Raw genomic sequence first — 14275 nt, 5'->3', positions numbered from 1 at the left:
TATCGATGACCTGCGGACCCTGGGAGACCTCGGCTACGAGGGCGAAGCCGACACCATCACCGTGGCGTTCAAGAAACCCAAGGACGCCGACCTCACACCCATCCAGCAGCAGTTCAACAAGGCCCACAACGGCATCCGCGCCATCGGCGAGCGAGCCAACGCCCTGCTGAAGATGACATTCCGCGCCCTGCGCAACATCAGCCTCAACCCCTGGCGCATCGGGATGATCGTCGCCGCCGCCCTCGCAATCCTGCACTTCGACCACGCCCGAACCACATAACAGCACTCGGTAATCACGTCCTTGCGCGGAATGGCTCAGTGTCCTAGTCATCAAAGACGCGCACGACGACGGCTTGGTCGAGGCCTGGGCATAGACGATCCGTGCGGTGGTCACTTCGCCACTCGGCGGCGAGCAGCATGATCCCTTGCACTCCAGCCTCGCGGAATTGTCCTCGGCTCCTTGCCGGCTTCCGACGCCGATCTGTGGGCTCGCCATACTCCGGCTCTACGAAGGGGTGCACCCTCGGCCGACGAGGTTGCCTGCGTACGGCCCCTGTTGCACAATTACACTAATTTAGTGATACCGTGACATGCGATCAGGGTCTGTATGACGGAGGCAATAGGGAGCCCGTCTGTGTCGGAGGAGCTGGCTCAGGATCTCCCGAGTTACCTGACCCATCAGGAAGTCTCCGATCGATCCGCCCAGGTCGGCCAAGCGGTCCAGGCCGGCGAGGAGGTTCAGATTCGGCGAGTGCGGTTCCCGAGACGGGTACGCACCGCGATCAACGTGCGCCACCATGCGCAGATTCAGGCACGTGTCGACCGCCGCATCGCCGCCGAACTCGTCGGCCCAAGCCCGTCGATCTGCTCTAGGTGCTCGCGACGACCTCTGACCGCGCAGGTCATATGTGGGCGCACGAGAGATCTGCGGCAGCGGTACATGTGCGGATTCGTTGTAGCAAACGGCAGCGTCGAGGATGGTCGGCCGCGGCGTTCGGCCTATGAGGCCGACCACAGGAGGAGGCAGAGTGGACACATCAGAACCTCCCGTGCTGGTGGTCATCGGTACGGGCGGTATGGGGCTCGCGGCGGCACGACGGATGGGATCTGGCAGACAGATCGTCTTGGCCGACTCCTCCACCGCGAGGCTCGCGGCAGCGGCACGGGACTTACAGGACGCAGGACACACCGTCAACTCAGTCGTCGTTGACGTCGCCGATGCGGAGAGCGTGCGCTCGCTCGCAAAGGCGTCGAGGGCGCGCGGCCATATCGATGCGGTCGTGCACACCGCGGGTGTTTCGCCCAACCAGGCGTCGGTGGAACGCATCTATGTGATCGACCTGGTCGGAACCGCGTATGTCATTGACGCCTTCCTCGACGTCGCTGAGGCGGGCACCGTAGTCACCTGTATCGCCAGCGTCGCTGGCCACAGGCACCGCCTGCCGGACCAGCTCGAGCAGTTCCTTGCCATCGCGCCGGCCGACCAGTTGCTCGCTGGCGAACAGCTCGACTTGAGCTCCACGGATGGCAGCCGCGCGTACGCCATCGCCAAGCGCGGCGTCCAGTTGAGGGTTCGTGAGGCGGCAGCGGCCTTCGGTGCACGGGGTGCGCGGATCAACAGCGTAAGCCCCGGCATCGTGCACACGCAGATGAGCCAGCACGAGTTCGCCGGCCCGCACGGTGACGAGATGCGAGCGATGATCGCCAACCAGCCGATCGCCCGAGTCGGCACACCCGACGACATCGCAGCGGCTGTCGCATTCCTTAGCTCCTCGGTTGCGTCGTACATCACCGGGACTGACCTGCTGGTCGACGGTGGAACATTGACAACGCTGCCTTCCGAGGACTGAGGCACACGACGGCGGCCACGACACGTGACCTCGTCCGGGTGCTCGCAGCGCGTTCCAGACGCACTGCGAGTACCCGGACCGCTGATGAGGCTCCTATGCGGACGGGGTAGCCCCCGGGGTTGGCTTGGCGTACCCGAGTGTGCTGAATGCCCTCTCGACGAAGGAGTTGTCCGCGAACTCAGAGGACGGGGGCAAGGTGGTGCCGGGTGGCAGTGCACCGCAGGACGTGGCCCACGCGAGTTCGCTGGTCAGCATCTCATCCGTCAGGGTGCCGTCCACGCCGTCGAACGCAGGCGCGGTCAGCTTCCACTGTTGGTCCCATGTCGCCTTGAATTCCGTCTGCACCTCAGGTGTGAAGAGCGCAAGCATGCGTGAGGCGTCGCCGATGTTCTGTTGCAGCATGTGCTGACCGTCCACCAAACCGGCCACGAAGCCTTGGATCAGGTCGGGGCGCTTCTGGAGGAAGGACTTCGTGGTAGCGAACACCGATCCGAACTGTTTTCCCCAGTACGGTGTTGTCGCATCGGGGTCGTTGGTGTTCAACACCAGATATCCCACGCCCTGCTGGATCGCCTTGGAGGCGGTCGTCAGGTCCGTGGACACGATGTCCACCTTGCCGGCGGTCAGTGAGGCGAGGATCGCTGACTGGGTGCCGAGCGCGTTGCGGCCGAGACGGTCCCAATTTAGACCGGACTTCTCGGCCAACGTCTTGAGGTAGTAGGTGGAAGAGGTGCCTTCGGCGGCATAGCCCCACTTGGCATCCTTGAACTTAGCGATGTCGGTGCCGTATGTCGCTTGCAACTCCTTCCGAGCGATGATCGAGCTCGCAGCGGAGTCGAACGGGGTGTAGACGGCAACAACACCGTTCTGCTTCTGTGCGGATCGGAGCATATCGAGCCCGCTGATGGAGGCAACGTCAGCCGAGCCACCGATCAGTGCCGCGAGGGCGGAGGAGCCGGTGGCGAACGTGTTCAGCTCCACTTGCACGTTCTGTTTGGAGAACAGCCCCTGCCCCTGGGCGACGAGCAGAGGTGCGTATGACGAGTTGTAACCGCCGGCTGCCGCCCAGCGAATCGTCCCGCCGCTGGATCCGGACGACGGCTGGTCGCCGGACGAGGTGCCGCAGGCTGCGACTCCGTAGACGGCTACGGTGCCGCCCAGCGTGGCCGCCAGTGCCCGCCAGATCAGTCGAAATGTCATCTGCTGTACACCCTCCCACTGGTGAAATGCGCACTCGTCTGGCGGAGCCACGCCAGATGCGTTGCTCCGCAGTGATACGCCAGGTCAGCTGATCGGTTGCGTCAGCATCGATGGGTTTTGGGCGCGACCAACTTCATCGCGCAGTTGTTCCCAGATCTGGTGATGCAGCTCGGTGAAAGCGGGGTCGAACCGGACCTCCAGCAGATCTCTGGGACGGGCAAGGGGGATCTCGTGCTCACCGATCATCCGACCAGGCCCTGCGGACATGACAACCACGCGATCTGAGAGTCCGACTGCCTCTTCGAGGTCGTGCGTGATGAACAGGACCGTCGGTCGGTTCAGACTCCACAGATCCAGCAGGTCGTTCTCCATCAATGCACGGGTCTGGACGTCGAGCGCGCTGAACGGCTCGTCGAGCAAGAGGACGTCGGGTTCGTAGACCAGCGTGGCCGCAATCGAAACCCGCTTGCGCATGCCGCCTGACAGTTGGTGCGGGTAGTACGACGCGAACTTCGCGAGGCCGACGCGTCCAAGCCAGGCGCGACCGCGCTCCTCGGCCTCCCGGGCAGGAACGCGACGAAAACGGAGCGGGAGCATGACGTTCTGAAGGGCAGTGCGCCACGGCAGCAGTGCGTCCTTCTGGAAGATGAAGCCGACGTCCTTTCGTACACCGGCAACCCTGCGTCCAAAGATCTCAACCTTGCCGCTCTGTGGTCGGGCGAGGCCAGAGATGAGTCCAAGGAGCGTAGACTTCCCGCAGCCAGACGGACCGACCACGGAGACGAACTCCCCAGCGCGGACGGTCAGGTCCACGCCGTCCAAGGCGATGTAGTGGCCCTTTTCGGTCTTGAAGGCGCGCTTCACCGCAGATAGTTGAATCGCAGGCGATGTCGTTAGATGGGTCATTGTGTGTCCTGTACTGCTAGCGGGTGGGCAGCCACTTGGTTGCACGGCGTTCCACGCTGCCGACAATGACATAGAAGACGAGCGCTACCGCGACGACCAACGTGATGGCCGCCCAAATCTGGTTCACATCGAGGTTCGCCTGTCCTTGCACTGCCTGGTATCCGATTCCTTTGGTTGCTCCTACAAATTCGCCGAGCAGCGTCGCCGAGAGTGCGATGCCGATCGTCGTCCGAGCGGTACTCAAGATCCAGATTGTCAGCGAAGGCAGGTAGACGTGACGAGCGAGGTCGAGTTTGCTCGCGCCAGCTAGAAGCATGTTGTGCAGGAGATCTATTGGGATCTCGGACAGCCCCGCGGCGATGGAGACTGCCACGATAACGAAGACCGCCGCTACAACCAGAACGATGCGCGCCGGCGTGCCGATGCCGATAACGACGAGGAGCAGCGGGTAGAGCAAGAGTCTGGGCATCCCGTTGAAGAACACGACGAACGGCTCAAGCACCGCGCGGATGAACGGAGACAAGCCCAGCGCGGCGCCCAGCACCGCACCAAGGGTCAGCCCAGCCGTGTACCCGACGACTAGGACAAGGAGCGTCGCGCCGACATCAGTCCAGAGGGTGCCGGTAGTGAACCACCCGTGTAGCTGGCGAGCTATCAAGTTCGGCTGGCCGAGAAGGTACGTGTTGATTACCTTGGCGTCGCTCAGCCACTGCCACAGCGCTATCGCGCCGACGACGACCGCCACCTGACCGATGGCCAGTACGAGCTTGACTCCGCGCATGATCAGAACACCCGCCACCTAGAGAAGCGCTGTTCCAATCGGATAAGCGCACGGTCGAGGATCACCGCCACCGTCGCCACGGCGAGGATCCCCGCGATGACCACACTGACTTCCAGGTTCTGTTGCGCCGTAGCGATCTCGTAGCCGATACCAGCGTTCGACCCGAGATATTCGGCAACGACCGCGGCGAGCAACGACCACGCCGAGCTCAGCCGGAGGCCGGCGATCGTCCAGGTCAACGCCGCCGGCGCATAGATCTGACGGACGAGCTGCAGGCGTCGCGCCCCAAGGACACGAGCGTTGTCCACGAGGCCCGGATCGATCGATCGGATGCCGGTGAACAGCCCGTAGTACAGGATGAAGAAGATGGCGACCGCCACGAAGTAGACCTTCGACTGCAGGCTGATCCCGAACCACACGATAAACAGCGGAGCCATGATGACGATGGGGAGCGCATTCGCGGCGGCCACGAAGGGGCCGATGAAGCGGGCGACCCACCAGAGCGGTGCGGTCAGTACCAACAGAGCAACCGCCGATGCGAGGCCTAGTACAAAGCCGAGGGCTGACTCGCGCAGCGTGATCGCCAGAGCGCCCCACCAGGCCCCGCCGCTGCCGAACTCCCGAGCCAACGTTGTGCCGACTGCGCTCGGCCGCGAGATCACGATCTCGATCGCCTGACTCGATCCGGCGGCGATCTGCCATCCGCCAAACAGCAGCATCACCAGTCCGACACGGATGGTCCACACCAGCACCCCTGGCCGGACGTTACGCTGCGGCTGATCGAACTCCGGCTCGATTTTCTCGACGAGGACGGTGGTGGCACCCACTAGCGCACGATGAACTGGAGAAACAGGTTTCACACGGGCCGGTTCCACCACGCCGACGGGCTCCCTCGCTGCTGATGTCCGGTCAGGGTCCACCCTCCGAACACGTTTCGGTCGTTTGGCTCGGGTGTTCCCGGTCATCGGGAACACCCTGCCCGTTGCCTGGATGGAACGTCGGCCACGGGCGTCACGGTGTTCTCGCCCGCGGCGACCGGACGCCAGAAAAAACGTCCCGCGCCTCGCCGGTGGCGGGTCGGCCCGCGGAACCATTCGTCGGAACGACTCGACAACGACATGCCTGAACTCCCTTATCTAGGGCGTATCCGCGCGGATGGCGCGCCCCTCACGGCACATGCCGGATGACCGACGCCTCAAGCTTGTCGCGACCCGACTCCACGCTCGACCACAGCAGGCATGGGCGTGTCACAGTGCTACAAGTTGTGTGTCTAGTGTGTCACATCGTTCTCAGAAGTGTGCCATCAGCGCCGTAAGCCGTCAATACAGCAGCGCCGACAGTCCGGCCGCAGATTCACCAGGCTCGCCACCCTGCCGACGCTTCGTCACGCCGGGGGTCAACAGTCACGGAGACCGGTCAGTGACCTGCATATATAGAGCCGGTCAAGGAAACAGGGGGCCACCGACCTTCGCCGGTGGCCCCCTGTTCCATGTGGACTGACGACAAAGGATCGTCCCGGACTACCACGCCGATCCGCCGGCGATCAAGCCAACGGCAATGATCAACTCACGTGGATACCACGAGTGCAGCCACCGCGTCGGCCAAGGTCGGGGTGGCCCCGCCTTGTGCGGAGCCGCCCGCGTCGATAGCGATGGCCTGGCCGCGAATCGCGATGGCCTCATCCGACGCGAGGAACACTGCGAGGTTCGCGACATCGGACGGCTGCGTCAACCGATCGGTCGTCTGATGCTTGGTGACTGCCGCGGCAAGCGATGCCGGGAACTGAGCCGCTGCCGTCGGCGACAGCACGAGGCCCGGCAAGATGGCATTCGCGTTGATCCCGGACCGGCCATGGGACACGGACAAGTATCGAGTGAGCGCGGTCACCGCGGCCTTCAGTGAACCGTAGGCGGCTCTGTTGAGGTCACCGGCCTGGCCGCCCATCGACGACGTGATGATGACACTGCCACCACCGGCCTCGATCATCCTGGGAACCCCGTACTTGATGCCATGGACCACACCCATGACGTTGACGCGGAACAGCCGCTCCCAGACGTCAAGATCGTTGTTCACGGCGTTGGTGTCGCCGGGGACGCCCGCCGCAGCGTTCAGATGCAGGATGTCGAGTCGACCGAATTCATCGACGACCTGGCCAATGCTAGTCCTGACCGCTTCCGGGTCACTGACGTCGACCGCCAGCGCGATGGCCCGAGCGCCCGCGGCGCACAACCGGTCAGCAACCAAAGCCGCAGCATCCCTGTCCAAGTCGACGACGGCGACCGCGGCACCTTCCCGCGCCATAGCTTCCGCGGTTGCCTCCCCGATCCCGTTGCCAGCTCCGGTGATGTAGGCAATCTTGTTCTGCAACCTCATTTACCCGTTCCCTTCCTGTCAGCGCCCGACGGGGCTATCTCAGACCCTGCAATCGGCAGTACGACGAACCTGATGACTGTGCGCCTGGCAACTGCCGCGAGGCTGCACCCAGCCGCCATCACAAGTTCTGACGGTCCTCGGCGCGGCCCAGCCGCTGCGGCCCATCACATGGATCCGCCACGGGCGATTGCCCGCACCCGCTTCGGCAAGGCGGCCAGAGGCGAGTCGTGGCCGTTGGCACGCACCGCACCGACACCAATGGCGTACGTCATGCGAGCTCCCCCGAGACGGTCGGATTACCACACACGATTGTCAACGTTGTTGACCCATGTTTGTCAACGCTGTTGACCGTCACGTTGTCAACGGCGTTGACAACGTGCGAGGATGGTGCGCTCACACAACCGCGAGCCAGGGAAGGAACCGAGGGCAAGATGGACCCCACCAAGACCAACGAGCGTTCCAAGACGCCGAAGGAGGCAATCCGGCAGGCCGCCACCGAACTGTTCGCAGCATCCGGCTACGCCGCGACCGGCGTGCGCGCGATCGCCGCACAGGCAGGCGTGGACCCCGCCCTCGTGATCCGGCATTTCGGCTCGAAGGAAGCGCTCTTCCTCGAAACCATGCGCCTCGAGGGTCCGTTTCTGCAGATCGTCACCGGACCCCTCGACGGGATGGGCGAACGGATCGTGCGCTATGTCCTCGAGTCGGGGTCAGAGTCAATGGGCCCGATCTTCGTCCACCTGTTGCGCGCCTCAGACAGCGAAGTGGTACGCGCGCACGTGCGCAACGCCGTCGAAGACCTGTACGTCGAGCCCGTATCACGCCGCCTCGAAGGCGACGAAGCGTCGCTGCGGGCGCGGCTCGTGGCGGCACAGATCGCCGGGCTCATCACCACGCTGTGGGTGGTGCCTGACCCGGAACTGACGGCTGCCAACCCTGGCAGGCTCGCCCGGATCTATGGGGCCGCGATCCAGAACATCATCGACGGACGGTGAGCGTCCAGGTTGCCTCGCGGCGCTCCAACGACCATGCCTGCACGGCCTGCACGGCGACTACGCGAGCCACGTCGGGGTGCGTCCGGAGCGCAACTGCATCGTTGTCCTCGTACGGCCATCCGAAGAGGCGCTCGATCTAGCCGGGAACAGACTGCGGACTTCCGCGGCCGGCCCGCCACCGGAAGACTACGGAGCCGCTTTGTCCTACGGCGCTATTGGGTGGCCAGCCTTGAGCAGTGGCTGCTTGGCCTCGGCCAGGGTTCGGTCCGCCGACGCGAGCGCCCGGACCAACCCCAACTGGCTTCGCCTGCGTCAGTTTGAGCGCCCTGCCTTCCAGTAGCCGCCGCGGCGACGTCGACCAGCAGGTCACGCCGTGTCGCCGTTGGTCATGGAGGGCGGATCTACCTCTACCGGGCGTGAGGGTGGGTTGGATGACTTGCCCGGTCGAGGATGGCGGCGACGTGGAGCGCGGAACTGCACAAGGTCGCCCCGGGCGAGGCAACGCGTGGCGAGCGACTCGCGGCGCCCAGAGGCACCTGAAGCGACGCTGGGCGCCCACTGGGCGCAGCGGCCGACCGCCCATTACATAGGCGGCGGGACTGCCGATGCCGGGTCGCATCGTGTCCCGGCGCGCGCCTTCGTGTCCCGTAGAGCCTCAGCGGGCAGCAATGTCGGCGCGGCGATCGGGAAGTCAGCATCGCCGCCCGTAGCGGACCAATCTTCCTGGCAGTCCCAAACAGGCGCGAAGGCGCGCAGAATGCAGCGCGACTTCGCGCGCAGCGCTGCATCGAGCATAGCCTCAGTCGGGTGCTCCGCGGGCTCCGTGACACCACCCTCAACATGATCCGGCCGGCCCCGAGTAGTCCCGGCACAACGACGGAGACCGGCGGGCGCTGGCCGTCACCCGGCCGCCGCGTTCCAGGCCAACGCGCCGAGGCAGGCGAACCCGCACCCGCGTCAGCTCCGCGTCGATGAACCGGAATCTCTTCTGACACTTCCCCTGGAAGCGGGTTGCCCCTTCGGCGATGCGCACCGCACCGCCAAGGTCATCCAAGCCCCGACCAGCCCTTCACGGCGCGACGCGGCGCGGCGACCAGCCAGTACGTGGTGGCGGCCAGCGAGTGCCCGGCCGGCGCGGTTGGTCGTGGCCGACACCACACACGCATACCTGGCGGCAGCCTCACGTAGTAGCGCTGCTCCGCGCGCGCTGGTTTCGGATGCGCGGCACTCACTGAACGCCACCAGCCGCAGACACCACCCGCGGGCCGCCCTGCTGTTCCCGCGCCAACTGCCGCGGCGCTGCCTGATCAGCACGGGTCGGCTTTTTGAGTGCGACCACAACGTTGGCAACCACGCTGGACTGCCTCAAGCCGTTACAACAACGTCAACCCGGAGCGCATGCCGAAGATTCCGTCGGTGAGCCGGCCGGTCGCAGCACGCGTATCGACGAGAACGGCACGCAACCAGACGCGTTCGCAGGGCCAAGCGATGACCACGCGGTATCAACTATAAGGTTAGTTAGTAACTATAGCCCAAGTCACAGCTCGGCGCCAGCCCGCCCACGGTCCAGTCGTTCACGTCACGCTGCCACCGACCACCGCTTGCGCGAACACCCTGCCGGGACGAAGGTGGCATGCCAGTGCAGCTTTAACTATCCGGATAGTTGACACGCGGGGGACGCCGATGCTTGTATCTAACTAACCGGTCAGAAGATACGCGGGATGACTGACCACCCTCGTCTTGTCTGGAGTGCATCTCATGGCAACGTTTCTCTACCGACTGGGCAAGTTCTCCTACCGCCGGCGGTGGTTGGTAACCGGGCTATGGGTGCTGCTGCTGGCACTGGTCGGCGTCGGCGCGGGCACGCTGTCCGGGACGATGTCCAACTCGTTCACCATCCCGGGGACCGAAGCCCAGCAGGCCATCGACCAGCTCGCCGAGCGATTCCCCCAGGCCAACGCGGGCGGAGCAACCGCACGTGTAGTGTTCGCCGCCCCACCCGGCAGCACACTCACCGACCCCACCCACCACGCGACGGTGCAGGACACTGTCGCAAAGCTCAAAACCGCACCACAGGTCACCAACGTCGCCGACCCGTTCCAGACCGGCACGGTCTCCCCCGACGGCCGGTACGCGTTCGCCCAGGTCAACTATGCCGTCCCCGGCATCGAGCTGAGCACCGACGACCGCGACGCGCTGATCAGCGCCACCGAAGCAGGCCGGACCAACGGCCTCACCGTAGAGGTCGGCGGGGACGCGCTGGTCTCATCACCGGAACCCGGCATCGCCGAGGTGATCGGCATCGCCATCGCCGGACTCGTCCTACTCGTCACATTCGGCTCGCTGGTCGCCGCCGGCCTGCCCCTGCTCACCGCGATCCTCGGCGTCCTGGTCGGCATGGCCGGCCTCATGGCCGCCTCCGCCTTCGTCGACATCAACGCCAACAGCACCATCCTCGCACTGATGCTCGGAATCGCCGTCGGCATCGACTACGCGCTGTTCATCGTCTCCCGCTACCGCCACGAACTCGCGCTACGAAACGACAAGACCGAAGCGGCCGGACGCGCCGTAGGCACCGCCGGCTCCGCAGTCGTCTTCGCAGGCCTCACCGTCATCATCGCACTGGCCGGTCTCACCGTCGTCGGCATCCCAGTACTGGCCTCCATGGGCCTCGCCGCCGCAGCCACCGTCGCCATCGCCGTACTCGTCGCACTCACCCTCCTACCCGCACTCCTCGGACTCGCCTCCCGCCGCATCACCACCGGCCGCCGCAACCGCGACCCCGAGTCCGACACCGGCCCCGCACCCGCAGGCGAACGCTGGGCCCGATTCGTCACCCGCCACCGGCTCCCAGTCCTGATCACCACCGTCCTCGGCCTCGCCCTCATAGCACTGCCCGCCAGCGACCTGCGCCTCGGCGCCCAAGACGACGGCATGGCCGCCGCCGACACCACCCAACGCAAGGCATACGACCTCATCAGCACCGGATTCGGCGCCGGCACCAACGGCCCACTCATCATCGTCGTCGACACCACCACCAGCAGAAATGCCAACACCTCAGTCACCCAGGTCACCGACACCATCAAAACCCTCCACCGGGTCGCCTCGGTCAGCCCACCAGTCACCAGCCCCGACGGCAACACCACCCTCATCACCGTCATCCCCACCTCCGGACCCCGCGACCAGGCCACCAGCGAACTCGTCACCGAGATCCGCCAACACATGACCCCCCTGCACACCACAACCGGCACCCAGGTCGCCGTCACCGGACAGACCGCCGTCAACATCGACGTCGCCGACAAAATCAACGCCGCCACCCTGCCCTACCTCGGACTCGTCGTCGGCCTCGCCTTCCTCCTACTGATGCTGGTATTCCGCTCCATCCTCGTACCCATCAAAGCAACCCTCGGCTTCCTACTCAGCGTCGCAGCCACCTTCGGCGCCGTCGTCGCCGTCTTCCAATGGGGCTGGCTCGGCACACTCATCGGCCTCAACGAACCCGGACCAATCGCACCCCTCGTACCAGTCCTACTCATCGGCATCCTCTTCGGCCTCGCCATGGACTACCAAGTCTTCCTCGTCACCCGAATGCGCGAGGACTACATCCACGGCGCCACCGCCCAGAACGCCATCATCACCGGCTTCCGCCACGGCGCCCGCGTCGTCACCGCCGCCGCAATCATCATGATCGCAGTCTTCGGCGGCTTCGCCTTCACCGACCAAGTATTCATCCAATCAATCGGCTTCGCCCTCGCAATCGGCGTACTCATCGATGCATTCATCATCCGCATGACCATCGTCCCCGCCGTCATGTCACTACTCACCTACAACGCCTGGTGGCTCCCCCGCTGGCTCAACCACACCCTGCCCAACCTCGACATCGAAGGCGAAAAACTCACCCACCAACCCCACACCACCACAGAACCCACCCACACCCACCCCGAACCATCCACCACCAACAGCCGATAACCAACAACCAACAAAACGGCAACCCAGCAAACGGCAACCAGCAGGCCACACCGAAAACCACAGCGGGCCGTCTACCCACCCCGGGCAGACGGCCCGCTGCCATAAACCGCGGGCCGGCCAGAGGCGAAGACATACCCCGTCTCAGGCCCGGTGCCAGCTGTCACGCCCTGCCCATCGACGAAAGGTCGGACGGCCGAAGGACCGTTCATTTGCAGAAGCGTTTCGGCTCGCGGCGATCGTGATGCGGAACGACACGAACCGCGAGCTGGTCGTTGACCGGCCGCGGCCAGGCCTGCACCGAGGAAGCCATGACGTTGCCGCCGCGTTGGTGGCCGCGAGACGTGGCCAGCACCGGATGGTCACGCTCGCCGCGACTCGATGACGAAATCTCCCAGCCTCCACTGATCGCTAGCGCCGAGCGAACGTGTGACGGGATTGCACGTTGGTAGCGCTCCGGCCGGAAATCGTCCAGGCAACGGGTCGCTGCAGGACCCCGACGACGAACACAGGCTGCCCGAGGAGCCGGCGGCGAGAAGGCACGGTGTCAACCGCCTCCTCGCCAGGCTGCTGTCGACGGGCCGGAGTCGCCGTGGGTGACCATGCCACCTCATGTCATGCGGTCGGCGAGATGGCTCCCACCCAGTGAGCCACAGCCTTGTTCCGTTGCGGCGGTGCCGGTGCCACCGCAGTCAGTGGCTGGTCGTCGCCGTCGCGCCGCCGGCTTTGCAGGTCTGCGGATAGTCGCAGACATGTCGTGTGTGCTCCGGCCCCAGGGCTCGTGCTGATGCGCTCGCGCGCTACGAGCTATTGGTCAACCGCATCGTCACAGACGGCTTCGAGACCGCTGCCTGTCAATGCGCACGGAGGTCAATCAGCAACCAACAGCTACGGCCGATCAGCATGGCGCATCCGGTACCGCGGTTGGATGGCCAACCAGCAGGCAACGGGCGCTGCTGCGGGCGCACCCGCGATGGTCCAGTGTTACGACTGGCAGGTGACAGCGATCTGTCCAACCGACTCGCGCTGCATTTCTTGGTCGCAGATCTCCGCAACGATTGCACCGCGTTGGGCCCGCCGACGGTGATCGACGTGTCGGCGCTGCGGCTCGCAGTCCGCACCACCATCGAGCTGATGATTGAGTACGCGCGCACCGTGCCAGGCGGACTGACCGTGCACTGTTCGCCGCAGTTGCGCTTCATGCTCGACTCTTCTGGCGGCGCAGCGGTGCCGAATCCCAGACACGGCGGCAACCTAACGAGACGAGCGGGCACCCTTCCGGCTGGGGCCTAAGATCCAGCCTTCGATGCCCCCGGGTGGAGCTCAGTGGCGCATGGCTGGCGGGGCAGCAGAGACCAGCACGTCGTTCTACGAAACGATCCGCCCTGGGCGCCAGTTGGTTCGAGCGTGGTGGTCCGCGATCCGGTCGCCGGTCGGTTCGGGCCTGGGTAGCCGTGCGATCCGTCCGCCGAGGGCTGCCGGATCGCGGACACGTGTGGCGAGCGTACGACGTTGAGCCTGGCCGATGCAGCCATATCGGAGAAATGGCCGTGGCTGAGTGAGCCTCCGGTGTGCGCGCGGCCCGTGCGGATCGACGCAGTGTGTGCCGCCCGCGCGGGTTGCGGGCGAGGCGGTTTCCTGCATCCATGGGCATCAGGGCGATTGCGTAGTCGGTCGGCGGCGCCCCTGAGCTGGGAGTCTTTGGAGACTTAGGTCTCCGTGGAGGTAAACGAAGCGGGTGAGGCCCCATCGGTGATCATGGAGTTGCGACGCTTCGCAGCACCGAGGAGACCCCACCCGCCGATGGCATCATCCCTCATCCGCGCATTGGGCGTGACGGCACCAGTCACCGACGGTGAACAACACCGGCCGTTGCACGCGTTGAGCAGAATCCATGACCCACCGTGAACTGCATGGGGTGCAATGCCCCCTCACCGGGCTGCTCACCGTGGCCGTGTGCGCAGTACTGGCCGACGCGTCGCCGTTCGCGGCGATCACCGACTGGCTGCACGAACCGGACGACCACGCCAGAGCCCGGTTCGTTTTCGGTGGCGCTACCCGCCGGGATGTGCCTTGGTGAAGACCACCACGTCGACGTGGTAACCCGGGCCACTGCCACCGTTCGGCCAGCCCCGTCGTGCCGTCTCGACTTCGGCCTGGGTGGCGTAATACAGGAACTCGTCGCCGTGGCTGGGACCGGTGAC

11 protein-coding genes are annotated in these 14275 nt (G+C 65.2%); 6 read left to right on the top strand and 5 right to left on the bottom strand.

The window, feature by feature from the left end:
- Together ABZS66_RS55465 and ABZS66_RS55460 are read left to right on the top strand one after the other, a co-directional pair.
- On the top strand, positions 1-280 hold a 280-nt coding region (locus ABZS66_RS55465), incomplete at its 5' end, for a transposase family protein (protein WP_354772022.1).
- A gap of 769 nt (positions 281-1049) precedes the next feature.
- Entirely contained in the window at positions 1050-1850 is an 801-nt protein-coding gene (locus ABZS66_RS55460) for an SDR family oxidoreductase (protein WP_354772020.1), read from the top strand.
- 93 nt (positions 1851-1943) lie between these two features.
- Here ABZS66_RS55460 and ABZS66_RS55455 read toward each other — a convergent pair whose 3' ends face one another.
- From ABZS66_RS55455 to ABZS66_RS55435, 5 genes are all read right to left on the bottom strand, one after another.
- Positions 1944-3050, bottom strand: a complete 1107-nt coding sequence (locus ABZS66_RS55455; protein ID WP_354772018.1) for an ABC transporter substrate-binding protein — start codon at positions 3048-3050, stop codon at positions 1944-1946.
- A gap of 84 nt (positions 3051-3134) precedes the next feature.
- Positions 3135-3914: an ABC transporter ATP-binding protein gene (locus ABZS66_RS55450; RefSeq protein WP_354772016.1), complete on the bottom strand. Its 780-nt coding sequence runs from the start codon at positions 3912-3914 to the stop codon at positions 3135-3137.
- 58 nt (positions 3915-3972) lie between these two features.
- A complete protein-coding gene (locus ABZS66_RS55445) occupies positions 3973-4737 on the bottom strand; it encodes an ABC transporter permease (RefSeq protein ID WP_354772014.1) in 765 nt (254 codons plus the stop codon).
- 2 nt (positions 4738-4739) lie between these two features.
- A complete protein-coding gene (locus tag ABZS66_RS55440; RefSeq protein WP_354772013.1) occupies positions 4740-5564 on the bottom strand; it encodes an ABC transporter permease in 825 nt (274 codons plus the stop codon).
- Positions 5565-6303: 739 nt separating this feature from the next.
- The gene (locus ABZS66_RS55435) at positions 6304-7110 is read right to left on the bottom strand and encodes an SDR family oxidoreductase (protein ID WP_354772011.1); all 807 of its coding nucleotides are present in this window, start codon (positions 7108-7110) and stop codon (positions 6304-6306) included.
- A 431-nt stretch (positions 7111-7541) separates the two neighbouring features.
- Between ABZS66_RS55435 and ABZS66_RS55430 the strand changes: the two genes are divergently transcribed.
- The 4 genes from ABZS66_RS55430 (at position 7542) to ABZS66_RS55415 (ending at position 14151) form a co-directional block, all read left to right on the top strand.
- Positions 7542-8105: a TetR family transcriptional regulator gene (locus ABZS66_RS55430; RefSeq protein WP_354772009.1), complete on the top strand. Its 564-nt coding sequence runs from the start codon at positions 7542-7544 to the stop codon at positions 8103-8105.
- Positions 8106-9863: 1758 nt separating this feature from the next.
- Positions 9864-12074: an MMPL family transporter gene (locus tag ABZS66_RS55425; RefSeq protein ID WP_354772007.1), complete on the top strand. Its 2211-nt coding sequence runs from the start codon at positions 9864-9866 to the stop codon at positions 12072-12074.
- A 978-nt stretch (positions 12075-13052) separates the two neighbouring features.
- A complete protein-coding gene (locus ABZS66_RS55420; RefSeq protein WP_354772005.1) occupies positions 13053-13364 on the top strand; it encodes a hypothetical protein in 312 nt (103 codons plus the stop codon).
- Positions 13365-13965: 601 nt separating this feature from the next.
- Complete coding sequence (locus ABZS66_RS55415; protein ID WP_354772003.1) at positions 13966-14151, top strand: hypothetical protein; 186 nt, start codon at positions 13966-13968, stop codon at positions 14149-14151.
- Positions 14152-14275 lie beyond the last annotated feature (124 nt).

Origin of the sequence: Dactylosporangium sp. NPDC005572, from assembly GCF_040605515.1 — a bacterium.
GTDB lineage: Bacteria > Actinomycetota > Actinomycetes > Mycobacteriales > Micromonosporaceae > Dactylosporangium.
Note: the sequence above shows the minus strand (reverse complement) of the source record. Positions and strands in the feature narration are given on the sequence as shown.

Bases quoted from the DNA above. Each gene is read 5' to 3' on its own strand.
- ABZS66_RS55435 (WP_354772011.1), bottom strand. From the start codon at position 7,110: ATGAGGTTGCAGAACAAGATTGCCTACATCACCGGAGCTGGCAACGGG.
- ABZS66_RS55430 (WP_354772009.1), top strand. From the start codon at position 7,542: ATGGACCCCACCAAGACCAACGAGCGTTCCAAGACGCCGAAGGAGGCA.
- ABZS66_RS55415 (WP_354772003.1), top strand. From the start codon at position 13,966: ATGACCCACCGTGAACTGCATGGGGTGCAATGCCCCCTCACCGGGCTG.
- ABZS66_RS55455 (WP_354772018.1), bottom strand. From the start codon at position 3,050: ATGACATTTCGACTGATCTGGCGGGCACTGGCGGCCACGCTGGGCGGC.
- ABZS66_RS55445 (WP_354772014.1), bottom strand. From the start codon at position 4,737: ATGCGCGGAGTCAAGCTCGTACTGGCCATCGGTCAGGTGGCGGTCGTC.
- ABZS66_RS55425 (WP_354772007.1), top strand. From the start codon at position 9,864: ATGGCAACGTTTCTCTACCGACTGGGCAAGTTCTCCTACCGCCGGCGG.